This is a genomic window from Rathayibacter sp. AY1A2, from assembly GCF_002930935.1.
GTDB lineage: Bacteria > Actinomycetota > Actinomycetes > Actinomycetales > Microbacteriaceae > Rathayibacter.
Map to the genome: position 1 here is coordinate 43,929 of NZ_PSTP01000011.1, position 22,443 is coordinate 66,371.

Here is a 22,443-nt window from a genome sequence, read left to right on the forward strand (position 1 = left end):
ACGTTGCCGGGATCCGGCGGCACCCTCAAGGCGGCGGAGCGGATGTGGAGGGGATGCACACCTGGACGGCCCGGGGAGTCGCGGCGCTCGCCGGAGCCGCGCCGGGCCGGGGGCGCCGCATCGCCTGCCACACTGGCCGGATGCACCCCGCCGACTCCTGCCCCTGCGGAAGCCGCCGCCACTACGCCGACTGCTGCCGCCCCGCCCACATCGGCGAGGAGCCCTCGCCGACGGCGGAGCGCCTGATGCGCAGCCGCTACAGCGCGAACGTCCTCGGCAGCGCTCCCTACCTGCTCGCGAGCTGGCACCCCTCGACCCGGCCGCGCCGCATCGACCTCGATCCCGACGTGCAGTGGCGCCGGCTCCAGATCGTCGACACCTCGTTCGGCGGGGAGGGCGACGAGGAGGGCCTGGTCGAGTTCCGCGCCTCCTACCGCTCGCCCGCCGGCCCCGGCCTCGTGCACGAGCGCAGCCGCTTCCTGCGCGAGGACGGTCGCTGGCTCTACGTCGACGGCGAGATGCTCGGCGACGAGGCCTGATCCGTCCGGGCCGTCCTACTCTGGAGGCATGGCCAAGGACTTCCGCCGGGCGGACGACGCGTCGCGCTACGAGCTCCACCTCGACGGCGCCCTGGTGGGCGTCCTCGACTACCGCGAGGCGCCCGGCAGCGTCTCCCTCGTCCGCTCCTTCACGACCCCGCCCTTCCGCGGCCGCGGGCTCGCAGGGGAGCTCGTCTCCTTCGCCGTCGACGACATCGAGGCCGCCGGCGGGCGGAGCGTCGTGCCGATGTGCTGGTACGTCGGGCAGTGGTTCGAGCAGCACCCCGAGAAGGCGCACCTCCTCGCTCCCTCCTGAGCCGCTCGCTCACTCGCGGACCGCGGGCTCCACTCCGGCCAGGTCCGGGCCGAGGCCGATGTCGACCAGGCGCAGACGGCCCGCGTAGGAGTCGCCCGGAGGCAGCAGCAGACCGGCCTTGATCGCGCCGAAGGCGACCGTAACATCGGCGCGCAGCACGGTGGGATCGGGGACCGACCCGTCGTCGGGATGGATTCCGCTCGGCAGGTCGACCGCGACGACCACCGGGCGCTCGGCCCGCCGCTCCAGCGCGTCGAGCACCGCCTCGACGACGACGCGCGGCCGCCCCCGCAGCGCGGGCTCCGTCGCTCCGATGCCGAGGATCCCGTCGACCAGGACGTCCGCCCGCGCCACCGCCGCGGCGAGGCCGGGCGCGTCGTCGGCCGGCACCTGCCCGCAGCCCTCGTCGAGCGCCACGGCGAGGCCCCGGCGGTGCACCCGCTCGGCCGTGAGGACGAGGACGACGTCAATTCCGGAGGAGGAGAGCTCGGCGGCCGCGTAGAGCGCGTCACCGCCGTTGTCGCCCGGACCGACCAGGACGAGCACCGAGGCCGGACGGGAGCGGTCGGAGCGCCCGGCGAGCACGAGACGCAGCTCGCGGGCGAGGCCGTCGGCGGCGCGCTGCATCAGCGGCTCCCGCCGGGCCAGGTGCGGAGCCTCGGCGGCGCGCACCTGCGCGGACGTGTATCCCTCGACCATGCGCTCCACTGTGCGCGCGGCGCTGCGGGCGTGCAACCCCGTCAGCTCTCCTGCACCGCCCGGTCCGACTCCTCGACGATCGCCCGCATCGCGGCCTCCGCAGCGTCCGCGTCGCCCGAGGCGACGGCGGCGGCCACCGCCCGGTGCAGCCGCACCGCGGTGGAGTCGGCCTCGCGCGGCATGAGCGCATTGCGGGTGCGGCCGGCGAGGACCTCGGCGACCAGATCGCCCAGCTGCGCGAGCATCCGGTTGCCGGACGCGGCCAGGAGGGAGCGGTGGAAGGCGGTGTCGGCGGCGAGGTAGGCGGACTGGTCGGCTGCGCGGGAGTGGGTGGAGAGGGCGTCGCCCGCCTCCGTGAGCGCCCGCCGCTGCTCCTCGGTCGCGTTCGCCGCGGCGAGCCGGGCGGCGAGCGGCTCCACCCCGAGTCGGAGCTCGCTGAGCTGGTGCAACTGGCGCCGCCGGTCCGGGCCGTCCAGTCCCCACGCGACGACCCGCGTGTCCAGGGCGTTCCAGCACTCCGGAGGCTGGACCCGCGTCCCCGCCCGGCGGCGGGACGTCACGAGCCCGAGCGTCTCGAGGACGCGCACGGCCTCCCGCATCACCGAGCGGGAGACCCCGCGCCGCTCCGCACGCTCGTCGGCGCTGAAGGTGGTGCCCGGCGCGAGCTCGCCGCGCACGATCTGCGAGCCGAGCTCGTCCAGCACCGAGTGGTGCAGTGAGGGCGTCGGCGCGGGCATGCGGTCATCCTGCCATCGCCGGAGTCGCGCCCCGGCCGATCTTCGGGCATGATCGGGACACACGCAGGTTATGTCGGACAAAAGCCGGCCGCTGGCCGTCGGCTCGACCAAGGACGCTCATGACACCGACCCTCCTCCCCGCCCTCCGCGCCGCCGCCGGGGACGCCCCCGCCACCACCGCCGGGCAGGGGCAGCTGATCCTCGCCGCCGTCGTCGGCATCGCCGTGATCGTCGTGCTGATCACCTGGCTGAAGCTGCACCCCTTCGTCTCCCTGCTGATCGGAGCGCTGACCACGGGCCTGATCGCGGGGCTGGCGGCGGCGGACGCGGTCGCCAGCTTCGCGCTGGGGTTCGGCAACACCATGGGCGGCGTCGGCATCCTCATCGGCCTCGGCGCGATGTACGGCAAGCTCCTCGCCGACTCGGGCGGCGCGGACCGCATCGTGGACACCCTCATCGCCCGCTCGAGCACTCGTGCGCTGCCCTGGATGATGGGCTTCGTCGGCGCGCTGATCGGGCTGCCGATGTTCTTCGAGGTCGGGCTCGTGCTGCTGATCCCGGTCGTGATCCTGGTCGCCCGCCGGAGCGGTCTGCCGCTGATGAAGGTGGCGATCCCGACGCTCGCCGGCCTCTCGGTGATGCACGGCCTCGTCCCGCCCCACCCCGGACCGCTGGTCGCGATCGACGCGCTCGGCGCGAACCTCGGCGTGACCCTCGCGTTCGGCGTCCTGGTCGCGATCCCCACCGTCGTCGTCGCCGGCCCGCTCTTCGGCCGGGTCGCCGCCCGCTGGGCGCCGGTGGAGACGCCGCCGCTCTTCGGCGAGGGCGCGGGCGAGACGCGCGAGCACCGCCCGGGCTTCGCCGCCGCCGTCGCGAGCATCCTGCTGCCGGTCGTGCTGATGCTGGGCAAGGCGATCGCCGACATCGCGGCCCCCGGATCCACGGACGCCTGGAAGGGCGCCCTCGACTTCCTCGGCACACCGACCATCGCGCTGGGGATCGCGCTCCTGGCCGGTCTGGTCCTGCTCGGACGCGGCGGCCGGATGAACCGCACCGAGCTGCAGGCCTCGCTCTCGAGCTCGCTGCCGCCGATCGCGGGCATCCTGCTCATCGTCGGCGCGGGCGGCGGTTTCAAGCAGGTCCTCGTCGACACCGGGATCGGCGGGGTGGTCGCCCAGCTCGCGGAGGGGAGCGGCGCCTCGGCGCTGCTGCTCGCCTGGCTCGTGGCCGTCGTGATCCGCGTCGCCACCGGCTCCGCGACCGTCGCCACCGTGACCGCCGCAGGGATCCTCCAGCCGCTGACCGAGACCATGGACGGGCCGATGGTCGCCCTCATGGTGCTCGCGATCGGCGCCGGCTCGGTGTTCCTGTCGCACGTCAACGACGCCGGGTTCTGGCTGGTGAAGGAGTACCTCGGGCTCAGCATCGGCCAGACGCTCAAGACCTGGACCGTGATGGAGTGCCTGGTCTCGGTGACCGGGCTCGCCGGGGTCCTCCTGATCGGTCTCTTCGTAGGAGGTATCTGATGACCGCTCTTCCCACCGTCCCCGTCCGCGCCGTCGTCGTCATGGGCGTCTCCGGCAGCGGCAAGTCGACCGTCGCGTCGCTCCTGGCGCGCCGCCTGGGCTGGGAGTTCCTCGAGGGGGACGACCTGCACCCGCAGGCGAATGTCGACAAGATGCACGCCGGCATCCCGCTGACCGACGAGGACCGGGCGCCCTGGCTGGCCGAGATCGCCCGCGTGGTGGACCAGCGGATCGCCGCGGGCGGCTCGGTCGTCGTGACCTGCTCGGCCCTGCGCCGCCGCTACCGCGACGTCCTCCGCCGCGACGACCTCGTCTTCGCGCACCTCGCGGGATCGAGGGACCGGATCGCCGGGCGGCTCGCCTCGCGGGTCGGCCACTTCATGCCGACCACGCTGCTCGACTCGCAGTTCGAGGCGCTCGAGCCCCTCGGTGACGACGAGCTCCACGTCACGGTCGACGTGGGCGGCGCTCCGGAGGAGGAGATCGCCGAGATCCTCGGGGGGCTCGGCCTCGCGCCCGCGGGCGCCTAGAGCAGCAGCGACTCCACCGGCACGGCCGGGAGGTCGAAGGCCGCGGCGACGGCGGTGTTCGTCACCCGGCCGTCGTGGGTGCTCAGGCCGCGGGCGAGCGCCGGGTCGGCGGCCAGGGCGGCCCGCCACCCGCGGTCGGCCAGCGCGAGCGCGTAGGGGAGCGTCGCGTTGGTGAGCGCGCGGGTCGAGGTCTCGGGGACGGCGCCGGGCATGTTCGCGACGCAGTAGTAGACGCTCCGGTGCACGGGGAACACCGGGTCGTCGTGCGTGGTCGGACGCGAGCCCTCGAAGCAGCCGCCCTGGTCGATCGCGATGTCGACCAGGACCGAGCCCGGCTTCATCGTGGCGACCATCTCGTCGGTCACCAGCTTGGGCGCCTTGGCGCCCGGGATGAGGACGGATCCGATCACGAGGTCGGCGTCGGCCAGCTGCGCGGCGATCTCGTAGGCCGAGGAGGCGCGGGTCTGGATCGCGCCCTGGAAGCGGTTCTCGAGCTGCGCGAGGCGGGGGAGCGAGAGGTCGACGATCGTGACGTCGGCCCCCATGCCGAGGGCGTTCGCCGCGGCGTGCTCGCCGGCCGTGCCGCCGCCGATCACGACGACCTTCGCCTTCGGAGTGCCGGGGACCCCGCCGAGCAGCGTGCCCCGTCCGCCGACGGCACTCATGAGGTGGTAGGCGCCGACCGTGATCGACAGGCGCCCGGCGACCTCGCTCATCGGCGAGAGCAGCGGCAGCCGCCGGTCGTCCAGCTGGACCGTCTCGTAGGCGATGGAGGTCGTCCCCGCCGCGAGCAGCGCATCGGTGCACGGGCGGGAGGCGGCGAGGTGGAGGTAGGTGAAGAGCACCTGGTCGCGGTGCATCCGCGGGTACTCGGCCTCGATCGGCTCCTTGACCTTGAGGACCAGCTCGGACTCGCCCCAGACCTCGTCGGGCCCGTCGACGACGAGGGCGCCGGCGCGGCGGAAGTCGTCGTCCGACACGCGCGAGCCCAGGCCCGCGCCGGCCTCGACGAGGACCTCGTGGCCGCGGCGCACCAGCTCGTGGACGCCGGCCGGAGTGGCGGCGACCCGGTTCTCGTTGTTCTTGATCTCGGTGGGGATCCCGACGCGCACGGCGGCTCCTTCGCTGCGGCCCGCGGGGCGGGCGGTGGGCGCCGATCCTGCACCGGCTCTGCCCCCATCGTGCGAAGATCGTGCCCGGAGCGGAGGAACTCCGCAGGATCGGTCGGAAGTCACCGCACGGGCCGAAGGTTCGTCGGCGGAGTGAGGGAGCGGGCGCATGCCACCGAAGGATCTGCACGACCTCGACGACCTGGATCCGGTCGATCGGACCCTGGTGCGCCTCCTCCGCGCCGACGCGCGGACGCCCAACAGCCGGCTCGCCGAGCGCGCCGGCATCGCCCCGTCGACCTGCGTCGCACGCGTCCGGGGCCTCGTCGAGCGCGGCGTCATCACCGGCTTCACCGCCGAGCTCGACCCGGCGGCGCTCGGCCTGACCCTGCAGGCGCTGATCAGCGTCAGCATCCGCGTCGGCCAGCGCCAGGCGATCACGCGCTTCGCGGAGGAGATCCGCGCGCTGCCCGAGGTGGTGCAGGTGTTCTTCCTCGGCGGCTCGGAGGACTTCATCATCCACGTCGCGGTCCGCGACTCCAGCGACGTGCGGGACTTCGTGGTCTCGAACCTCTCGGCGAACCCGGCGGTGGCCTCGACGCGCACGAGCCTGGTGTTCGACCACCACCGCAAGGGCCCGGCGGTCCCCGAGTAGCGCGGGCAGGCGCGGGTCCGAGCGGCCGCTCGGCCCGCGTCCGTCCCTCGGGGCTAGTGCGCCCCGGGGTTCACGTCGCCGCCCCCGCGCTGCATGAGGCCGGGGATGCGCTTGGCGAGCCCCGGGATCGCCTCGTCCGAGATCGAGATCCGCGTGTCGCGCAGGCGCTGGCGCAGCAGGGTCTCGACGTCCTCCTCCGGTCGCAGCTCGGCGTCGCCGGCGACCTGCAGCAGCACGCCGCGCAGCTTCTCGTCGAGCTGCGCGTCGTCGCTGCCGTGCTGGATCGGGTGGTCCTGGGATGCGTTCGTCATGCCTCCATGCTGGCACCGGCGACCCCGTGCCGAGAGGACTTGCGCCGCGGCAGGATGGTCGCATGCCGTTCACCCGCGCCGAGCTCGCAGCGTTCCAGGACCGCACCGTCGAGGACCTGCTGGGTGACGACGTCCGGCTCCTCTTCGTCGGCATCAACCCGGGACTGTGGACCGCCGCCACCGGCGCGCACTTCGCCCACCCCGGCAACCGCTTCTACCCGGCGCTCGTCGCGGCCGGGATCCTCGAGCGCGCGCCGCGCGTGTCCGAGGGGATGAGCGCCGCGGACCGCGCGGAGCTCGTCTCCCGCGGCGTCGGCATCACCAATCTCGCCTCCCGGGCGACCGCCCGCGCCGACGAGCTGACCGCGGAGGAGCTGCGCGAGGGCGCTCAGCGGCTGGTCGCCACCGTGGAGCGGGTGCGGCCCCGGGCCGTCGCGGTCGTCGGCATCACCGCCTACCGGATCGCGTTCGGACGCCGCAGGGCGGTGCAGGGCAGGCAGGAGGAGGACGTGGCGGGCGCGCCGCTCTGGGTGCTGCCGAACCCGAGCGGCCTGAACGCGCACGACACCGTCGCCTCGCTCGGGCGCGCCTACCGCGAGCCGGCGCTCGAGGCGGGGATCGTCTCTTCCGACGCGCTCCTGCCCGGGGACGTCGGACCCCGCCCGCAGGAATAGCCGTCGACCCCCGGAGGTTGCAGAAGTCCATGAGTATGCATGAAGTCAAGTTCGGCGTCGACACGTTCGGCGACGTCACCGCCGGCCCCGACGGCGCCCCGCTGCCGCACGGCCAGGTCCTCCGCGACGTGGTCGAGGAGGGAGTCCTGGCCGACCGGGTCGGCATCGACTTCTTCGGGATCGGCGAGCACCACCGCGCCGACTTCGCCGTGAGCGCACCGGATGTCGTGCTCGCCGCCATCGCGGCCCGCACCGAGCGCATCCACCTCGGCTCCGCCGTGACGGTCCTCTCCTCGGACGACCCGGTGCGCGTCTACCAGCGCTTCGCCACCCTCGACGGACTCTCCGGCGGCCGGGCCGAGGTCATCCTCGGCCGCGGCTCCTTCACCGAGTCCTTCCCGCTCTTCGGCTACGACCTCGCGCAGTACGAGGTCCTCTTCGAGGAGAAGCTCGACCTCTTCCACGCCCTGATCCAGGGCGGCCCGGTCACCTGGCAGGGCACGACCCGCCCCGCGCTCACCGAGCAGAGCGTCTACCCGACCCTCGACAACGGCACCCTCAGCACCTGGATCGGCGTCGGCGGCAGCCCCGAGTCGGTCGTCCGCGCCGCCCGGTACGGCTTCCCGCTCGTCCTGGCGATCATCGGCGGCTCGCCGGCCCGCTTCCGCCCCTACGTCGACCTCTTCGGCCGCGCGCTCGACCAGCTCGAGCAGCCCCGCCTCCCGGTCGCCGTGCACTCGCCCGGCTTCGTCGCCGACACCGACGAGGAGGCGCGCGAGCTGTACTTCCCGCACCACAAGGCGATGATGGACGCCATCGGCCGCGAGCGCGGCTGGTCCCCGATGACCCGCGAGCGCTTCGAGGAGGAGGCCGGCCCCGACGGCGCCATCCACCTCGGCTCGCCCGAGACGGTCGCCCGGAAGATCGCGCGAACGGTCGAGGCCCTGGGCATCGACCGCTTCGACCTCAAGTACAGCGCCGGGACGCTGCCGCACCCGGCGATCATGCGCAACATCGAGCTCTACGGCACGCAGGTCATCCCGCGGGTGCGCGAGCTGCTCGCGCACTGACCCCCGCCGGGCGCCCGTTCCCCCGCTGGGCGCTCGGCGCGTTCCGAGCCGACGCGGTGCGCGCTCCCACCGGGCGCCCGGCCCGCGTCGATACACTCGGAACCCCCCGCCCCGACCCTCCCGGAAGCACATGCCCGACAGCCACGCCGCCCGCACCCCCTACGAGGTGCTGGGCGTCGCCGCCACCGCGTCCGACGACGAGCTCCGCCGGGCGTACCGGCTCCGCCTCCGCGAGACCCATCCGGACACGGGAGGCGACGCCGCGTCGTTCCACGCGGTGCAGCTCGCCTGGGAGCGGATCGGCAGCGCCTCCGCCCGCGGCGACTACGACCGAGGCGCTCCCGCCCCCGGGAGGTCCTCCCCGCAGTCGCCGTACACCGGCTCACCGCGCCCGCAGACCGCCTCGGCCGTGCGCGCCCGCTCCTACGGTCACCCGGGAGGCGCGGCGCGCGAGTACTACCTGCGCCTGGTGCGCGAGTGGCTCGGCCGCGGCGTCGAGACCGAGGACCCCTTCGACCCGGCGATCGTCCGCTCCGCTCCTCGCGAGGTCCGCTCCTGGCTCGCGAAGGCTCAGGCCGAGGAGGCGACGGCCGCGCTCGTCGGCGCGCTCGGCATCGCCTACACGATCTGGAACGACGTCGCGGTCGGCGACGGCGGGCTCAAGATCGACCACCTCGTGCTCGGGCCGGCCGGCCTGCTCGCGCTGACCTCCGCCGACTGGGGCGACCCGGTCCGCCTGAGGAAGGGCGAGCTCGAGGGCCCCGGGATCGCCGAGGACGAGAAGCCGATCGCCTCGCTCGCGAAGGCCGCGCGCCGTCTCGGCCGCGAGCTGGGCGTCCGCTTCTCGACGAGCGTCGTGGTCGTGCCGGACGAGGCGCTGGAGCAGCCGTTCGAGCAGGTCGAGCGCGGCAGGCACCAGGGCGCCGTCGTCATCCGCCGCTCGCTGCTGCCGCAGCTGCTGCGCTCCGGCACGGACGACCCGCGGCTCGGCGGGTACGGCGAGTCGTTCGAGGTCCGCACCCGCGTGCAGAACCGCATCCGCTTCGTCTGACGCCGCGCTAGCCGCCGCTCGCGACCGGGGCAAGGGGTTAGCGCGCATCCGGCGCCCCGCCCACCATGGGACGTGCCCCCGGGCATCCCACGACGAGCGGAACGAGGACGGACCATGGTGCGATTCGGATACACCCTGATGACCGAGCAGAGCGGACCCAAGCAGCTGGTGGGCTACGCGGTCGACGCCGAGAGGCTCGGCTTCGAGTTCGCGGTCTCGAGCGACCACTACTCGCCGTGGCTGACCGAGCAGGGGCACGCCTCCTACGCCTGGACGCTGCTCGGAGCGGTCGCGCAGGCCACGTCGACCATCGACCTCACGACCTACGTCACCGCGCCGACCATCCGCTACCACCCGGCCGTGGTGGCGCAGAAGGCCGCGACGCTCGCGATCCTCTCCGACGACCGCTTCACGCTCGGCCTCGGCTCGGGCGAGAACCTCAACGAGCACGTCGTCGGCGAGGGCTGGCCCTCGGTCGCCGTGCGCCAGGACATGCTCGAGGAGGCCGTCCACCTCATCCGCGAGCTGCACACCGGCGAGCTGGTGACCTGGGAGGGCGAGTACTTCCGCGTCGACTCCGCCCGCATCTGGGACCTGCCGGACACGCCGGTCGAGATCGGCCTGGCGGTCTCGGGGGAGAAGTCGATCGCCCGCTTCGCGCCGATCGGCGACCACCTCATCACGACCGAGCCCGACGCGGAGCTGATCTCGCAGTGGACCGCGGTCCGCGGTGCGGACGCCGCCCCCTCGCGCACGATCGGCCAGATCCCGATCTGCTGGGCGCCGGACAAGGAGCAGGGAGTGTCGCTGGCCCACGAGCAGTTCCGCTGGTTCGCCGGCGGCTGGGCGGTCAACTCCGATCTGCCGACCCCCGCCGGCTTCGCCGGAGCGAGCCAGTTCGTGCGCCCGGAGGACGTCGCCGAGCAGATCGCCTGCGGCCCCGACCTCGACGAGCTCGCCCAGAGCTTCGTGCCCTACATCGAGGCGGGCTTCACCGACATCGCCCTCGTCCAGGTCGGCGACGAGCTGCAGCAGCGGTTCCTCGACGAGGCGGCGGAGGGGCTCCTGGAGCGCCTGCGCGCGCTCGCCCCCTGAGGCCGCTGCCGGGTCGCGCGGTCAGAATCCGCGGAGGCGCTCGATGTCGCGCCGGTCGCGCTTCGTCGGGCGGCCCGCTCCGCGGTCACGGACGATCACGCCCGGCGCGGACTCCCGGGGTGGCGGCGGGGGTGTCCGGTCCTCCATGCACTCGGCGGCCACCGGCGCACCGACCCGCTTGACCACGAGTCCGCGGACGATCAGCTCCCGGTCGAAGCCGCCGATCCGGGCGCGGACCTCATCGCCCACCCGCACGGTCTGCGCCGCCTTGGCCCGCTCGCCGTTGACGCGGATGTGGCCGGCCCGAGCCGCGGTCGTCGCGGCGGAGCGCGTCTTGTAGATGCGCACCGCCCAGAGCCACGCGTCCACCCGCACGGCACCGGTCACCGGGATCTGCATCCCCCCAGTCTACGAACGGCGCCCGCTCGCCACCCACCCCGCGGTCCTACACTGGCCGCCGACAAGGAGGTTCCCATGAACCGAGACGACAGCATCTACACCGGAGCGGACGACGCGCTGCGGAGCGGCGACGACCGCATGATCGCGGCGAACGACAGCTCCGGAGCCGGCGGAACCCGCGGCGACGTCGGCATGAGCACGACGAGCGGCGAGGGCACCGGGGTCCCCACCCGCGGCGCGCCTCCGCAGAGCGGATCCCCGTCCGAGCTGCGCCCCACCGGCTTCCCGCACGCGGGCCTGGAGTTCTCGCTCGTCCCGTCCGGGCACGAGGAGTGGCGGATCGAGCACCCGGGCGGTCGCACCGTCGGCGTCCTCGCCGTCATCTCGCACGCGGGCGAGGAGTCGGAGGCCGTGTTCGTCACGCGCCGCGTCGGCTCCGAGGACGCCGTGGCCGAGGGCACCGACTGGCGCGGCATCGTCTCGGCCGTGATCAACGACGAGGCGGCGGACGAGCGCGATCCGGTGCAGCTCGACCCCACCGTCGAGCACGTCCGCGGCGGACTGATCAGCCGCGGCCCCGCGGACGTCGACGGCCTCTCCTGAGCCCTCTCTCCTCCGGGACGCCGTCCGCGCTCGGCGCGGGGCGTCCCACGGGGAGGATCGGAGTCTCAGCGGGCGAGCAGCGCGGCGTTGATCCGGGCCGAGAGGTCGGCGTCGACGCGGCGGTCGGTCCCGTCGACGGCGCGGACGGGAGCGGCGTTGCGCGCGCTCGAGACCAGCCACGCCGCGTCCGCCGCCTCCAGATCGCCCGAGCGCAGCGGACGCACCGCCGTCTCGAGGCCGAGGCCCGGCGCGAGCGCGAACAGGTCGGCCTGCGTGGTGCCGGGCAGCAGCCCGAGGCTCGGCGGAGGAGTCACGAGCTCCCCGCCCGTCAGCAGCACGAGGTTCGAGGTCGGCCCCTCGAGCAGGTAGCCGTCGCTCGACACGAACAGGGCGTCGTCGGCACCGCGCCGGGCGGCCTCCCGCGCGGCCGCACGGTTCACCGCGTACGAGAGCGTCTTCGCGCCGGCGAGCAGCCAGGGGGACGTCGACTGCACGTCCGAGCGCAGCCCGCGGTCCAGGAGCACCACGCGCACGCCGTCGCGGCGGGCCGGGCCGAAGTCCGGGCTGGTCTGGACGAAGACGACGCCGGTGGGCCGCCCGCCGCCCTCGACGCCGCGGGTCAGGATCGTCTTCACCATCGCCTCGGCGACGGGCGGGTGCGCGGCCACCGCCGCTCCGATCGCCTCGAGCCAGGCGGGCCGGTCCGGCCGGGGCAGGTCGAGCATCCGGGCCGAGCGCTCGAAGCGGTCCAGGTGCGCGTCGAGCGCCTGCAGCCGTCCGTCGACCAGGTTGATCGTCTCGAACACGCCGTCGCCGCGGGTGAAGCCGAGATCGGTGACGTCCAGATCGCCGCGCCCGCTCGGAACGATGCGGTGCGCGGGTCCTCCCGGCGAGTGCGCCTCGGCGTCGAGGGAGGGTCGGTCGAGGACGACGAGGGTCTCAGCGGGCATGGGCGGTGCGGTCCTTCCGAAAGCGGCGGCGGGGGGAGAAGCGGAGCAGCGCGATCGTCAGCAGGGCGCCGATCAGAGAGCCGCTGCCGTTCGAGACCAGGTCCTGCACGTCGGAGACGCGGGTCGGCAGCCACAGCAGCTGCGCGGTCTCGACGGCCGCCGACACCCCGAGCCCGATGGCGGCGGCCCACAGGCGGCGCCCCGCCGGCAGCTGCGCGGCGATCAGCGCACCGAGCGGCACGAAGAGCAGCACGTTCGCGGTGAACTCCGCCACGTCGAAGTCGAACCAGCCGGTGAGCGGCGTGGAGGCGAGGAAGGCGATGATCCCGCGGATCAGCGCGTTGGGCTCCCCGGCCGGGTAGGGCGCGGGCGTCAGCGTGATCAGGGCGATCAGCGCGAGCCAGGCGAGCGTCGCGAGGCGGAGGGGTCTCGAGCGGCGCATCGTCCGATTCTGCCAGCCCGTCGGGGTCGGGCGCGGCGGGCGCGGTGTGGGAGGCTGGAGGGCATGACCAGCGAGGACCCCGGCGCGGACGCCGTGCTCCCGCGCCATCCCTTCGACGCGTCGCTCGGCGACGGCTGGGTCGAGATAGGCGACGGACGCCGCTTCTGGGGGCGCTTCGGCGCCGCCGGCCTCCTCCTGCGCGATCCGTCGGGACGCGTCCTGCTCCAGCACCGCGTCAGCTGGAGCCACTTCGGGGACACCTGGGGGCTGCCCGGCGGCGCCCGTCACCCCGAGGAGACGGCCTTCGAGGCGGCCCTCCGGGAGTCGGAGGAGGAGGCGGGCGTCCCCGCCGACCTGATCCGGCCCGTGCTCTCCAGCGTCGTCGTGATCGGACCGTGGAGCTACTCCACAGTCCTGGCCGAGTCCCGCGAGCACTTCACTCCCCGCATCAGCGACGCCGAGAGCACCGAGCTGCGCTGGGTCGCCCCCGACGAGGTCGACTCCCTGCCGCTGCACCCGGGCTTCGGAGCGGCCTGGCCGGGCCTGCGCGCGCTCGGCTCCTCGATCCCGGTGCTCGTCGTGGACGCCGCCAACGTAGTCGGCTCACGCCCCGACGGCTGGTGGCGCGACCGCGCCGGCGCCGCGGAGCGCCTCCTCGCCTCCCTGGCCCGCCTCGCGGAGGCCGGCGTCCCCGGCCGTCTCCTGGGGATCGACGCCGACACGGTCTGGCCGCGCATCGCCGTGGTGCTCGAGGGAGCGGCGCGCGCCGCCCGTCCTGAGCCGGGCGCTCTCACGGAGCGGCTCACGGTCCACTCGGCCGACGGCTCGGGCGACGACGCGATCGTCGAGCTGGTCGGCGCGCTCGAGACCGCGGTCGTCGTGACGGCCGACCGGGGACTGGCCGCCCGCGTCGAGGCGCTCGGGGCCGCCGTGGTCGGTCCGCGCTCGCTGCTCGACCTCCTCGATCCCGCCCGGGAATAGGCCGCGGGGGCACCCGGTTGCATCCCCCATGGCTACGACTGCGATGACCCTCGACTCCCACGACCAGACGATCGCCGACGGCATCGTCCTCATCGACTTCTGGGCCGACTGGTGCGGCCCGTGCAAGCAGTTCGCTCCGGTCTTCGAGGCCACGAGCGAGAAGAACGCCGACATCACGTTCGCGAAGGTCGACACGGAGGACCAGCAGCAGCTCGCCGCGAGCTACGGCATCTCCTCCATCCCCACCCTCGTGGTGTACCGCGACGGCATCCCGCTGATGGCTCAGCCCGGCGCCCTGCCCGCCCCCGCGCTCGACAACCTGATCGAGCAGGTCCGCGGCCTCGACATGGTCGAGGTGCGCCGCCAGTACGAGGAGGCGAAGGCCGCTCAGGAGGCCGGCGCCGCCCCGCAGGCCTGATCCACCCGGCGCCTCGACCCGCTCCGCAGGCGGGAGGCGCCCGCAGACGCACGAGAACCCCCGGCAGCCGTGAGGCCGCCGGGGGTTCCGTCGTTCCGAGCCGGGATCAGCCGGTGTTCTGCAGACCCGCCGCGACTCCGTTGACCGCGAGCAGGAGCAGCCGCTGGTTCTGCTCCGTCCCGGATCCGCCCGGGTCGGTGCGGAGCGCCTTCAGTGCGCGCAGCTGCAGGAGCGAGAGCGCGTTGACGTACGGGGTGCGCAGGCGCACGGCACGGCCGAGCACGCGGTGGCCCGTGAGCAGGCTCTCCTCGCCGGTGATCGAGAGCACCCACCGGCGGGTGAGCGCCATCTCGTCGAGCACGAGTCCGGCGAGGTCGTCGCGGGAGTCGAGGGCGAGGTAGCGGCGGGCGATGCCCTCGTCGGTCTTCGCGAGCGACATCTCGACGTTGTCGACCATCGTCGTGAACAGCGGCCAGGAGGCGTAGGCCTCGCGGAGCAGGTCGAGGTCGCCGACGGCCTCGAGCGCGCTGCCCAGCCCGAACCAGCCGGTCAGGTTGACGCGGGCCTGGGTCCAGGCGAAGACCCACGGGATCGCTCGCAGGTCCTCGAGCGACTCGACGGAGAGGCCGCGGCGGGCCGGACGCGAGCCGAGGGCGAGCAGGCCCACCTCCTCCTGCGGGGTGACCCGGGCGAACCACGGCGCGAAGCCGTCGGCCTTCACGAGCTCGAAGAAGCGGCGGCGCGACTCGCGGTCCATCGTCGCCGCCACCTCGGCGAAGCGCTCCGCGGCGCCCGCGTTGCGCTCGCCGACAGCGGGGGAGGAGGCGAGCAGCGTCGCTCCCGCCACCTGCTCGATGTGCCGGGTGGCGATGTCCGGGTTGCCGTAGCGGGCGAAGATGACCTCGCCCTGCTCCGTCAGCTTGAAGCGGCCGTCCACCGATCCGGGCGGCTGCGCGAGGACGGCCCGGTTGGCCGGCCCGCCGCCGCGGCCGAGCGCTCCGCCGCGACCGTGGAACAGCGTGAGCACGATGCCCTCGTCGGCCGCCCACTGCGCGATGCGCGCCTGCGCGTCGTAGAGCGCGAGCGTCGCCGAGACCGGTCCGACGTCCTTCGACGAGTCGGAGTAGCCGAGCATCACCTCGAGCCGGTTGCCGGTGGCCGCGAGGCGCGCCTGAACCTGGGGGAGGCGGATCATCTCGGCGAGGATGTCGGTCGAGGCGTCGAGGTCGGCGAAGGTCTCGAAGAGCGGGACCGCGTCGATGATCGGCGGCTTGCCGTCGGTCGCCGCCTCGGCCAGTTCGAAGACCGTCCGCAGGTCGTCGGCCGACTGCGTGAAGGAGACGATGTACCGCCTCGCCGCGTCGGTGCCGAAGCGCTCCTGGACCTTCGCGATCGCCCGGAACACCGACAGGACCTCGAGGCCGCGCTCGTCGAGCTCCTCGCCGGCGCGGATCGCGGCGATCGTCTCGCGGTGCACCTTCGAGTGCTGGCGCACCTCGATCTCGGCGAGGTGGAAGCCGAAGGTCTCGAGCTGCCAGACGAAGTCCTGGAGGTCGCCGTAGGCGGCGCGGACGTCCTCGGCCTCGACCAGGGACTCCTGGATGGTGCGCAGCTCGGCCAGCAGCTCGGCGGCGGCGGAGTAGGCCAGCGGCCCCTCGGACCGGGTCGCGGCCAGGCGCTCGGCCGCGAAGAGCAGGACGCGGCGGTGCGCCTCGTTGGGCGAGCGCTCGGCGATGTCGGCGGCGAGCTCGGGAGCCCGCTCGACGCAGGAGGCCCAGAGCGCCTCGACGGCGGCCGACGGGGGAGTGGTCGACGCGTCGAGGGTCAGCGCGCGGCCCACGCGGCGGGCGACCCGCTCGAGGCCCATGAGGACGTGCTCGGAGGCGATGTCCACCGCAGCGAGGGTCGTCTCGGCGGTGACGAAGGGATTGCCGTCGCGGTCGCCGCCGATCCAGGTGCCCAGGCGGACGAAGGCCGGTGCGACCGGAGCCCGGGTGCCCGAGCCCTCGCCGAGCAGAGCGTCGTCGAGGCGGCGGTAGACGCGGGGGAGCACCGAGAACAGCGACTCGTCGAAGACGCTCATCGCGGTGCGCACCTCGTCGAGGGGAGTGGGCTTGGACTCGCGCAGCGGAGCGGTGCGCCACAGCGTGTCGACCTCGGCCAGCAGCTTGCGGCGGATCTCCACCAGCACGACGCCGCCCATGCGCGGGTCGTCGCGCTGCTCGAGCAGGTCGCTGATGCGGCGGATGGTCGAGGCCACTGCGCGGCGGCGCGCCTCGGTCGGGTGCGCCGTGAGGACCGGGCGGAACTCCAGTCGGGACAGGCGCGCGAACGCCTCGTCCTCCCCGAGCTCCCCGGTCAGCCGGCGCATCGAGGCGAGGATCGAGTCCTCGGGCGACTGCGCGCCGGCGTCGGCCTCGCGCCGGCGCAGCACGCGGACGCGGTGGAACTCCTCCGCCACGTTGACGAGGTGGAAGTAGCAGGTGAACGCCCGGGCGACCTCCTCGGCGCGCTCGAGCGTGAGCGAGGCGACGAACTCCTCCGCCTCCGCGGTCCCGGCGGCGTCGCCGCTGTCGTAGGCGCTGATCGTGAGCGCGCGCAGGCGCTCCACGTCCTCGTAGAGGGAGGGCTCGCCCGACTCGCGGAGCACCTGGCCGAGCAGCTCGCCCAGCAGGTGGACGTCGGCGCGGATCCTCTCGTCGAGCGGAGGCGCGGTCGTCCCGTCGGCGGAGGAGGGGGCGGTGGCGGAGGCGGGTGCTGCGGTCGCGGCGGACGCGTCGGAGAACGGATGCACGGGAGAGACCTTAGCGGCGGTGCGTATCGAGCACATGACGCCTGCGTCACGATCCGAACTGGAATGATCGAGGGGTGACCGTGACAACCGCACCCCCCGCTCCCGCCGTCCAGACCGAGCAGGCGGCACCCCATGTCGTCGTGCTGTTCGGCGCCGTCGGCGACCTGGCCCGGCGCAAGCTCATCCCGGGGATGGCCCACCTCGCGCTCTCCTCCCTCGCACCGGACCTGCAGATCGTCGGCACCTCGCTCGAGGAGCACGACGACGCCTCGTTCCGCGCCTTCGCGAAGCTGGCCTACGACGAGTTCGGGAGCCGCTCCCTGACGCCGGCGCAGTGGGACGAGTTCGCGTCCAAGCTCCGCTACGTCCCGCAGTCCGCCGGTCCGGCCGCGCTGGCCGCCGCCGTGACCGACGCCGAGGCGGTCCTCGGCCCGGACGTGAGCCGGCTGCACTACCTCAGCGTCCCGCCCAGGGCAGCTCTCTCCGTCGTGCGGATGCTCGCCGAGGCCGGGCTGGTCGAGCGCTCGCGGATCATCATGGAGAAGCCGTTCGGCGTCGACCTCGAGAGCGCGGTCGTCCTCAACGCGGAGCTCCACGAGACCTTCAGCGAGGAGCAGATCTTCCGGATCGACCACTTCCTCGGCAAGGAGCCGGCGCAGAACATCCTCGCCTTCCGCTTCGCCAACGGCCTCTTCGAGCCCATCTGGAACCGCAACTTCATCGATCACGTCCAGATCGACATCCCCGAGCGCCTCACGCTCGACCGTCGCGCCGAGTTCTACGAGTCCACCGGCGCGTACAAGGACATGGTCGTCACCCACCTCTTCCAGGTGCTGGCGTTCATGGCGATGGAGCCGCCGACCGCGCTGGAGCCCCAGGCCATCAGCGAGGAGAAGAACAAGGTCTTCCGCTCGATGCGTCCGCTGAACCCCGAGAACGTGGTGCGCGGCCAGTACATCGGCTACCGCGACGAGCCGGGCGTCGCCGCCGACTCCGAGACCGACACCTTCGTCGCGCTGAAGTGCGAGATCGACAACTGGCGCTGGGCGGGAGTGCCGTTCTACCTCCGCACCGGCAAGCGGATGGCCGAGGGCCAGCGCATCATCTCGATCGCGTTCCGCGAGCCCCCGAAGAGCATGTTCCCGCAGGGCTCCGGAGTCGGTGCCCACGGCCCGGACCACCTCACCTTCGACCTGGCGGACGCCTCGAAGGTCTCGCTCTCGTTCTACGGGAAGCGCCCCGGTCCCGGCATGCGGCTCGACAAGCTGAGCATGCAGTTCGCGCTCCAGGAGACCGACCGCGCGGGCGACGCGCTCGAGGCCTACGAGCGCCTGATCCTCGACGCGATGCGCGGAGACCACACGCTGTTCACCACCGCGGAGGGCATCGAGCGGCTCTGGGAGGTCTCCGCGCCCCTCCTGCAGGATCCGCCGCCCGTCCGTCTCTACGCGCCCGGCTCCTGGGGGCCGAACGCCATCCACCAGCTGATCGCGCCGCACGCCTGGCGCCTGCCGTTCGAGCGGGTCTGGCGCGACAAGCGCTGACCACGCCGCCGTGCGCCCCGCCTAGGCTGGGCGCATGGCGCGCACCGGTGAGGACCGGATCTGGACGGTCCCGAACGTCCTCAGCATGGTGCGTCTCGCGCTGGTGCCGGTGTTCCTCGTGCTCGTGGTCCTCGGCGAGGACGCGCTCGCGCTCCTGACCCTCGTCGTCTCGAGCCTCACCGACTACCTCGACGGCTGGATCGCGCGCCGCTTCGACCAGATGACGCGCCTCGGACGCGTCCTCGATCCGGCCGCCGACCGGCTCTACATCTTCGCCACCGTCCTGGGCCTCGCGGCCCGCGGACTGGTGCCCTGGTGGCTGGTCGCCGTGCTGCTCGCCCGCGACCTGATGCTCGTGGTCCTGGCGGTCGTCCTGGCGAACAACGGCTACGGACCGCTTCCCGTGCACCACCTGGGGAAATTCGCGACCTTCTGCCTCTTCTACGCGCTCCCGCTGATCATGCTGGGGCAGGCGTTCCCGGCCCTCGCGCCCGCCTCGCTCCCCATCGCCTGGGCCTTCGCGCTGTGGGGCGCGTTCCTCTACTGGTGGGCCGGGATCGTCTACGCCGTCCAGACGCGGGACCTCGTCCTGGGGGTCCGCACAGGTGCTCAGGGGTCCGACGAGGGTCACGATTCGGATACGCTGACCTGATAGGAGGTACGTCTTGGTCGAGCCCGTCGGTGGAGCATCATCCGCCCAGCACAATTCCGTTCCCGGTGAGCCGTCGACGGAGACGACTCTGACGTTCACCGACGACATCGGTGCCCAGCTCGCCGCTCTCGACAACCGCGCGTCCCGCGAGGAGGCCGAGGCCGTCGGGGCTCTGCCCTCGGGATCCGCGCTGCTGGTCGTGCGCCGCGGACCGAACACCGGCGCCCGCTTCCTCCTCGACACCGACTCCACGACGGTCGGCCGTCACCCCGACGCGGGCATCTTCCTCGACGACGTCACGGTCTCGCGCCGGCACGCCGAGTTCGTCCGCCGCGGCACGGCGTTCGAGGTCCACGACCTCGGCTCCCTGAACGGCACCTACTTCGACGGGGTCCGGATCGAGTCCGCGATCCTCACCGACGGCTCCGAGGTGCAGGTCGGCAAGTTCCGACTCACCTTCTACGCGTCCCGCGCCGACCTCGTCGCCGCTCCGGACGCGTGAGCCGTGGGCCGCTCCTCCGCGCGCGCCCTCCCCACCGGCTCCGCCGCTCTGCTGAGCATCGGGCAGGTGCTGGCCAGGCTGACCAGTGAGTTCCCGGACGTCACCCCGTCCAAGCTGCGCTTCCTCGAGGAGCAGGGGCTCGTCTCGCCGGCCCGCACCGACTCCGGCTACCGCAAGTTCTCGGGCTCCGACGTCGAGCGGCTCCGGATGATCCTCGCTCTGCAGCGCGACCACTACCTCCCCCTCAAGGTCATCCGCGGATACCTCGACGACATCGACGCCGGACGCGAGCCCGCCCTGCCGGCCGGTGTCGGGGGTCCGAGCGCCTCGCTCCTCGGCCCCGCCACGCGGTTGACCCGCGAGGGCCTCGCGGCCGAGTCCGGTGCCACGCCCGCTCTCGTCCAGGAGGCCATCGCCGCCGGGCTCGTGCGGGGCGGGGACGTGTTCGGGGACGAGGCTGTGACGACGCTCAAGGCGCTCGTCGACCTCGGCCGATCCGGTATCGAGCCCCGCCATCTCCGACCGCTCCGCGTCGCCGTCGAGCGCGAGATGTCGCTCATCGAGAGCGTCGTCGCCTCCAGCGCCCGCCGCGGAGAGGCGTCCGGCTCCGCCGGCGCTGCCGAGAACGCGGTGGGGCTCGCGACCCAGCTGGGCACGATCCGCGGGGCGATGGTGCGCAGCGCCCTCTCGCGGATCGCCCGCTCGTGAGGGCCGCGCCGCCGGCCGTCGGGCGGCCCGTGCGACACGCCGCGGCGCCGAGGCCGATGTCGTTTACTCGGCCTGCGCCGGTCGGTACGGTAGGGAGCGCGTTCGGAGGATCCGGCGTCCGGATCCGAGAGGCACAGGGATGAGAGAAGTCAGCCGCGACGTCAGCGGCCAGCGCGACCTCGTCCTGTTCACCGACGGACTGCCCGAGCTCGACGCCGACGCGGGCTACCGCGGGGCCGTCGCGGCACGCGCCGCGGGGATCACCTACCGGCAGCTCGACTACTGGGCGCGGACCGAGCTCGTCGAGCCCACCGTGCGCGGCGCGTCCGGCTCCGGAACGCAGCGCCTCTACGGCTTCCGCGACATCCTCGTGCTGAAGCTGGTCAAGCGCCTGCTCGACACCGGGATCTCGCTCCAGCAGATCCGCACGGCGGTCAACCAGCTCCGCGAGTCCGGGGTCGACGACCTCGCGCAGACGACCCTGATGAGCGACGGCGCGAGCGTCTACCTCTGCACCTCGAACGACGAGGTCATCGACCTGCTCAGCCGCGGCCAGGGCGTCTTCGGCATCGCCGTCGGCAAGGTCCTCCGCGAGGTCGAGTCGAGCCTCGTCGAGCTCGACCACCAGTCGGTCGACCCTGGCGACGAGCTCGCCCAGCGCCGCGCCTCCCGCCGCGTCGGCTGACCGCCCACCCCTCGCAGGTCGACCGCGGCCCCGGGGACTCCCGGGTCCCCTTCGCACGCTCAGCCGATCAGGAGCGGACCCGCCTGCAGCCGCGCTGTGCGAGCAACGGGCGCCATCCGAGTCTGACCGTGCTGATCGAGTGGCGGGCTCCTCCCACGTGAACCGTCCGCCGGACGCGAGTTCCCCGCCGATCACGCCCGCTCACCCTGCTGGTCCGATGACGGGCTCCGTCCGTGTCCCGCCCTGCGGATCCGACGACGGGCTCCGCTCGCGTCCCGCCATGCTGACCTCTCAACGGGCTCCGCTCGTGTGCGGTCATGCTGATCGAGTAGCGCGCTCCTCCCACGCATCGAGAGTCCGCGCTGAACTCCGACGCCGAGCGTCCGCCGGCGCCGTCCCTGGCACTCCTCGGGCACCGAGCATCGCCCGCGTCCCGAGACCTCGAGCCGGAGAAGTCCGGCGGACCCGCCGGCCCTAGGTCGCGGCGGGGACCTGCTCGCCGATGCGACCGGTGCGGATCACGCGGTCGAGCAGCAGGTCGAAGTTGTGCGCCATCTCCTGAGCGCTCTCCCCGGGCCAGACGTGCACGGGCTTCGCCGCGCCCTGCGCCTGCTGGAGGGAGGTGCGCTCCGGGAGCTGCGGGCTGAGCACGAGCGGTCCGAACATGTCGCGCAGCTCCTTGATCCGGAACTGGTGCTCCAGCGACTGGACGCGGGCGCGGTTGACGATGATGCCCAGCGGCTGGAGGCGCGGGCTGAGTCCGCGGCGGATCTCCTCGATCGCCCGGAGCGCCCGGTCGGCGGCGGCCACCGAGAACAGGCCCGGTTCCGTGACGACGGCGACGCGGTCGCTCGCGGCCCAGGCCGTGCGGGTCAGGGCGTTGAGCGAAGGGGCGCAGTCGATCAGCACGAGGTCGTAGTCGGCCTCGACGCTCGCGAGGGCCTCCTCGAGCTTCCAGATGTCGCGGATGCTGGGGTGCGGCCCGTCGAAGTTGATCGCGGAGGGGCTGCCGATCAGCACGTCGATCGTGCCGTGGTGCTCCTTGGTCCAGCCGGAGGGGGCGATCGCCGAGCGGACGATCTTCTCCTTCGGCGACGTCAGGACGTCGGCGATGTTGAGGTGGCCGGCGACGTTGATGTCCATTCCGGTCGACACGTCGGACTGGGGATCGAGGTCGACGACCAGCGTTCGCAGGCCCTTCGAGAACGCCGCGGATGCAAGGCCGAGCGTCACCGTGGTCTTGCCGACGCCGCCCTTGAGGGAGCTCACGCTGAGTACATGCATGGCTGACTACTTTACGTTCCTCCGGGCGGCAGAACCTAACCGTTCGCTGCACGCGCCGTCCGCGCCGTCTCCGGAAACGGGCCGCACTAGCAGTCGGAGCGCGCTCCGACCAAGCCGCCCGGCGCGATCCGGGCCCGCCGGTACACTCGTCCTGAGCGGAAGGAGGCTC

Annotated in this window: 26 protein-coding genes; 17 read left to right on the top strand and 9 right to left on the bottom strand. The window is 73.4% G+C overall.

From position 1 onward, the window contains the following. Window positions 1-53: 53 nt before the first annotated feature. A complete protein-coding gene (locus C5B93_RS10665; protein WP_258068200.1) occupies window positions 54-539 on the top strand; it encodes a YchJ family protein in 486 nt (161 codons plus the stop codon). 28 nt (window positions 540-567) lie between these two features. Then, window positions 568-855, top strand: coding sequence for a GNAT family N-acetyltransferase (locus C5B93_RS10670; RefSeq protein ID WP_104222554.1), 288 nt, complete (start codon window positions 568-570; stop codon window positions 853-855). 9 nt (window positions 856-864) lie between these two features. Here C5B93_RS10670 and C5B93_RS10675 read toward each other — a convergent pair whose 3' ends face one another. Further along, on the bottom strand, window positions 865-1,554 hold the full coding sequence (locus tag C5B93_RS10675) for an NAD(P)H-hydrate epimerase (protein WP_104292452.1): 690 nt from the start codon (window positions 1,552-1,554) through the stop codon (window positions 865-867). A gap of 41 nt (window positions 1,555-1,595) precedes the next feature. After that, window positions 1,596-2,291, bottom strand: coding sequence for a FadR/GntR family transcriptional regulator (locus C5B93_RS10680; protein WP_104225394.1), 696 nt, complete (start codon window positions 2,289-2,291; stop codon window positions 1,596-1,598). Between the two features lie 119 nt (window positions 2,292-2,410). On the opposite strand from C5B93_RS10680, the gene C5B93_RS10685 reads away from it, so the two are divergent. Both C5B93_RS10685 and C5B93_RS10690 read left to right on the top strand, forming a co-directional pair. Continuing rightward, the gene (locus C5B93_RS10685; RefSeq protein WP_104273301.1) at window positions 2,411-3,817 is read left to right on the top strand and encodes a GntP family permease; all 1,407 of its coding nucleotides are present in this window, start codon (window positions 2,411-2,413) and stop codon (window positions 3,815-3,817) included. Next, a complete protein-coding gene (locus tag C5B93_RS10690) occupies window positions 3,817-4,347 on the top strand; it encodes a gluconokinase (RefSeq protein WP_104225392.1) in 531 nt (176 codons plus the stop codon). Before C5B93_RS10685 ends, C5B93_RS10690 begins: the two co-directional genes overlap by 1 nt. On the opposite strand, the gene ald is transcribed toward C5B93_RS10690, so the two are convergent. Beyond that, complete coding sequence (gene ald / locus C5B93_RS10695; protein WP_104292453.1) at window positions 4,344-5,459, bottom strand: alanine dehydrogenase; 1,116 nt, start codon at window positions 5,457-5,459, stop codon at window positions 4,344-4,346. The two genes, C5B93_RS10690 and ald, sit on opposite strands and share 4 nt — an antisense overlap. Before the next feature lie 166 nt (window positions 5,460-5,625). Between ald and C5B93_RS10700 the strand changes: the two genes are divergently transcribed. Then, a complete protein-coding gene (locus tag C5B93_RS10700; RefSeq protein WP_104222560.1) occupies window positions 5,626-6,111 on the top strand; it encodes an Lrp/AsnC family transcriptional regulator in 486 nt (161 codons plus the stop codon). Between the two features lie 53 nt (window positions 6,112-6,164). On the opposite strand, the gene C5B93_RS10705 is transcribed toward C5B93_RS10700, so the two are convergent. After that, window positions 6,165-6,422 carry a hypothetical protein gene (locus tag C5B93_RS10705; protein ID WP_104222561.1) on the bottom strand — a complete coding sequence of 86 codons (258 nt, stop codon included), beginning with the start codon at window positions 6,420-6,422 and terminating at the stop codon, window positions 6,165-6,167. A gap of 62 nt (window positions 6,423-6,484) precedes the next feature. On the opposite strand from C5B93_RS10705, the gene C5B93_RS10710 reads away from it, so the two are divergent. From C5B93_RS10710 to C5B93_RS10725, 4 genes are all read left to right on the top strand, one after another. Next, a complete protein-coding gene (locus C5B93_RS10710) occupies window positions 6,485-7,096 on the top strand; it encodes a mismatch-specific DNA-glycosylase (RefSeq protein WP_104222562.1) in 612 nt (203 codons plus the stop codon). Between the two features lie 35 nt (window positions 7,097-7,131). Further along, complete coding sequence (locus tag C5B93_RS10715) at window positions 7,132-8,166, top strand: LLM class flavin-dependent oxidoreductase (RefSeq protein WP_104292454.1); 1,035 nt, start codon at window positions 7,132-7,134, stop codon at window positions 8,164-8,166. 130 nt (window positions 8,167-8,296) lie between these two features. Then, window positions 8,297-9,217: a J domain-containing protein gene (locus C5B93_RS10720; protein WP_104292455.1), complete on the top strand. Its 921-nt coding sequence runs from the start codon at window positions 8,297-8,299 to the stop codon at window positions 9,215-9,217. A 114-nt stretch (window positions 9,218-9,331) separates the two neighbouring features. Then, complete coding sequence (locus tag C5B93_RS10725) at window positions 9,332-10,312, top strand: TIGR03557 family F420-dependent LLM class oxidoreductase (protein ID WP_104292456.1); 981 nt, start codon at window positions 9,332-9,334, stop codon at window positions 10,310-10,312. A gap of 21 nt (window positions 10,313-10,333) precedes the next feature. On the opposite strand, the gene C5B93_RS10730 is transcribed toward C5B93_RS10725, so the two are convergent. Continuing rightward, window positions 10,334-10,711 carry an RNA-binding S4 domain-containing protein gene (locus C5B93_RS10730; protein ID WP_181027140.1) on the bottom strand — a complete coding sequence of 126 codons (378 nt, stop codon included), beginning with the start codon at window positions 10,709-10,711 and terminating at the stop codon, window positions 10,334-10,336. A 75-nt stretch (window positions 10,712-10,786) separates the two neighbouring features. Between C5B93_RS10730 and C5B93_RS10735 the strand changes: the two genes are divergently transcribed. After that, a complete protein-coding gene (locus C5B93_RS10735; RefSeq protein ID WP_104292457.1) occupies window positions 10,787-11,314 on the top strand; it encodes a hypothetical protein in 528 nt (175 codons plus the stop codon). Between the two features lie 65 nt (window positions 11,315-11,379). Here the strand turns inward: C5B93_RS10735 and C5B93_RS10740 are convergent, their stop codons facing one another. Continuing rightward, window positions 11,380-12,264: an aminotransferase class IV gene (locus C5B93_RS10740; RefSeq protein WP_104292458.1), complete on the bottom strand. Its 885-nt coding sequence runs from the start codon at window positions 12,262-12,264 to the stop codon at window positions 11,380-11,382. Continuing rightward, the gene (locus tag C5B93_RS10745; RefSeq protein WP_104295635.1) at window positions 12,254-12,706 is read right to left on the bottom strand and encodes a VanZ family protein; all 453 of its coding nucleotides are present in this window, start codon (window positions 12,704-12,706) and stop codon (window positions 12,254-12,256) included. Before C5B93_RS10745 ends, C5B93_RS10740 begins: the two co-directional genes overlap by 11 nt. A gap of 63 nt (window positions 12,707-12,769) precedes the next feature. Between C5B93_RS10745 and C5B93_RS10750 the strand changes: the two genes are divergently transcribed. Continuing rightward, window positions 12,770-13,687, top strand: coding sequence for an NUDIX domain-containing protein (locus C5B93_RS10750; RefSeq protein ID WP_104292460.1), 918 nt, complete (start codon window positions 12,770-12,772; stop codon window positions 13,685-13,687). A gap of 28 nt (window positions 13,688-13,715) precedes the next feature. Then, window positions 13,716-14,105: a thioredoxin gene (trxA, locus tag C5B93_RS10755; RefSeq protein WP_104225382.1), complete on the top strand. Its 390-nt coding sequence runs from the start codon at window positions 13,716-13,718 to the stop codon at window positions 14,103-14,105. Between the two features lie 106 nt (window positions 14,106-14,211). Here trxA and C5B93_RS10760 read toward each other — a convergent pair whose 3' ends face one another. Further along, the gene (locus C5B93_RS10760; protein ID WP_104292461.1) at window positions 14,212-16,935 is read right to left on the bottom strand and encodes a phosphoenolpyruvate carboxylase; all 2,724 of its coding nucleotides are present in this window, start codon (window positions 16,933-16,935) and stop codon (window positions 14,212-14,214) included. Between the two features lie 44 nt (window positions 16,936-16,979). Here C5B93_RS10760 and zwf point away from each other — a divergent pair, with 44 nt between their 5' ends. From zwf to C5B93_RS10785, 5 genes are all read left to right on the top strand, one after another. Beyond that, complete coding sequence (zwf, locus tag C5B93_RS10765; protein ID WP_104225448.1) at window positions 16,980-18,443, top strand: glucose-6-phosphate dehydrogenase; 1,464 nt, start codon at window positions 16,980-16,982, stop codon at window positions 18,441-18,443. Between the two features lie 34 nt (window positions 18,444-18,477). Next, window positions 18,478-19,095, top strand: coding sequence for a CDP-alcohol phosphatidyltransferase family protein (locus C5B93_RS10770; RefSeq protein ID WP_104222572.1), 618 nt, complete (start codon window positions 18,478-18,480; stop codon window positions 19,093-19,095). Window positions 19,096-19,108: 13 nt separating this feature from the next. Further along, complete coding sequence (locus tag C5B93_RS10775; protein WP_104222573.1) at window positions 19,109-19,597, top strand: FHA domain-containing protein; 489 nt, start codon at window positions 19,109-19,111, stop codon at window positions 19,595-19,597. Window positions 19,598-19,600: 3 nt separating this feature from the next. Further along, on the top strand, window positions 19,601-20,305 hold the full coding sequence (locus tag C5B93_RS10780) for a MerR family transcriptional regulator (protein ID WP_104222574.1): 705 nt from the start codon (window positions 19,601-19,603) through the stop codon (window positions 20,303-20,305). Window positions 20,306-20,444: 139 nt separating this feature from the next. Continuing rightward, on the top strand, window positions 20,445-20,990 hold the full coding sequence (locus C5B93_RS10785) for a MerR family transcriptional regulator (protein ID WP_104222575.1): 546 nt from the start codon (window positions 20,445-20,447) through the stop codon (window positions 20,988-20,990). Between the two features lie 474 nt (window positions 20,991-21,464). Here the strand turns inward: C5B93_RS10785 and C5B93_RS10790 are convergent, their stop codons facing one another. Next, window positions 21,465-22,274, bottom strand: a complete 810-nt coding sequence (locus C5B93_RS10790) for a ParA family protein (protein WP_104222576.1) — start codon at window positions 22,272-22,274, stop codon at window positions 21,465-21,467. Window positions 22,275-22,443 lie beyond the last annotated feature (169 nt).

Bases quoted from the DNA above. Each gene is read 5' to 3' on its own strand.
- C5B93_RS10665 (WP_258068200.1), top strand. From the start codon at position 54: ATGCACACCTGGACGGCCCGGGGAGTCGCGGCGCTCGCCGGAGCCGCG.
- C5B93_RS10670 (WP_104222554.1), top strand. From the start codon at position 568: ATGGCCAAGGACTTCCGCCGGGCGGACGACGCGTCGCGCTACGAGCTC.
- C5B93_RS10675 (WP_104292452.1), bottom strand. From the start codon at position 1,554: ATGGTCGAGGGATACACGTCCGCGCAGGTGCGCGCCGCCGAGGCTCCG.
- C5B93_RS10680 (WP_104225394.1), bottom strand. From the start codon at position 2,291: ATGCCCGCGCCGACGCCCTCACTGCACCACTCGGTGCTGGACGAGCTC.
- C5B93_RS10685 (WP_104273301.1), top strand. From the start codon at position 2,411: ATGACACCGACCCTCCTCCCCGCCCTCCGCGCCGCCGCCGGGGACGCC.
- C5B93_RS10690 (WP_104225392.1), top strand. From the start codon at position 3,817: ATGACCGCTCTTCCCACCGTCCCCGTCCGCGCCGTCGTCGTCATGGGC.
- C5B93_RS10700 (WP_104222560.1), top strand. From the start codon at position 5,626: ATGCCACCGAAGGATCTGCACGACCTCGACGACCTGGATCCGGTCGAT.
- C5B93_RS10705 (WP_104222561.1), bottom strand. From the start codon at position 6,422: ATGACGAACGCATCCCAGGACCACCCGATCCAGCACGGCAGCGACGAC.
- C5B93_RS10710 (WP_104222562.1), top strand. From the start codon at position 6,485: ATGCCGTTCACCCGCGCCGAGCTCGCAGCGTTCCAGGACCGCACCGTC.
- C5B93_RS10715 (WP_104292454.1), top strand. From the start codon at position 7,132: ATGCATGAAGTCAAGTTCGGCGTCGACACGTTCGGCGACGTCACCGCC.
- C5B93_RS10720 (WP_104292455.1), top strand. From the start codon at position 8,297: ATGCCCGACAGCCACGCCGCCCGCACCCCCTACGAGGTGCTGGGCGTC.
- C5B93_RS10725 (WP_104292456.1), top strand. From the start codon at position 9,332: ATGGTGCGATTCGGATACACCCTGATGACCGAGCAGAGCGGACCCAAG.
- C5B93_RS10730 (WP_181027140.1), bottom strand. From the start codon at position 10,711: ATGCAGATCCCGGTGACCGGTGCCGTGCGGGTGGACGCGTGGCTCTGG.
- C5B93_RS10735 (WP_104292457.1), top strand. From the start codon at position 10,787: ATGAACCGAGACGACAGCATCTACACCGGAGCGGACGACGCGCTGCGG.
- C5B93_RS10740 (WP_104292458.1), bottom strand. From the start codon at position 12,264: ATGCCCGCTGAGACCCTCGTCGTCCTCGACCGACCCTCCCTCGACGCC.
- C5B93_RS10745 (WP_104295635.1), bottom strand. From the start codon at position 12,706: ATGCGCCGCTCGAGACCCCTCCGCCTCGCGACGCTCGCCTGGCTCGCG.
- C5B93_RS10750 (WP_104292460.1), top strand. From the start codon at position 12,770: ATGACCAGCGAGGACCCCGGCGCGGACGCCGTGCTCCCGCGCCATCCC.
- trxA (WP_104225382.1), top strand. From the start codon at position 13,716: ATGGCTACGACTGCGATGACCCTCGACTCCCACGACCAGACGATCGCC.
- C5B93_RS10760 (WP_104292461.1), bottom strand. From the start codon at position 16,935: ATGTGCTCGATACGCACCGCCGCTAAGGTCTCTCCCGTGCATCCGTTC.
- C5B93_RS10770 (WP_104222572.1), top strand. From the start codon at position 18,478: ATGGCGCGCACCGGTGAGGACCGGATCTGGACGGTCCCGAACGTCCTC.
- C5B93_RS10785 (WP_104222575.1), top strand. From the start codon at position 20,445: ATGAGAGAAGTCAGCCGCGACGTCAGCGGCCAGCGCGACCTCGTCCTG.
- C5B93_RS10790 (WP_104222576.1), bottom strand. From the start codon at position 22,274: ATGCATGTACTCAGCGTGAGCTCCCTCAAGGGCGGCGTCGGCAAGACC.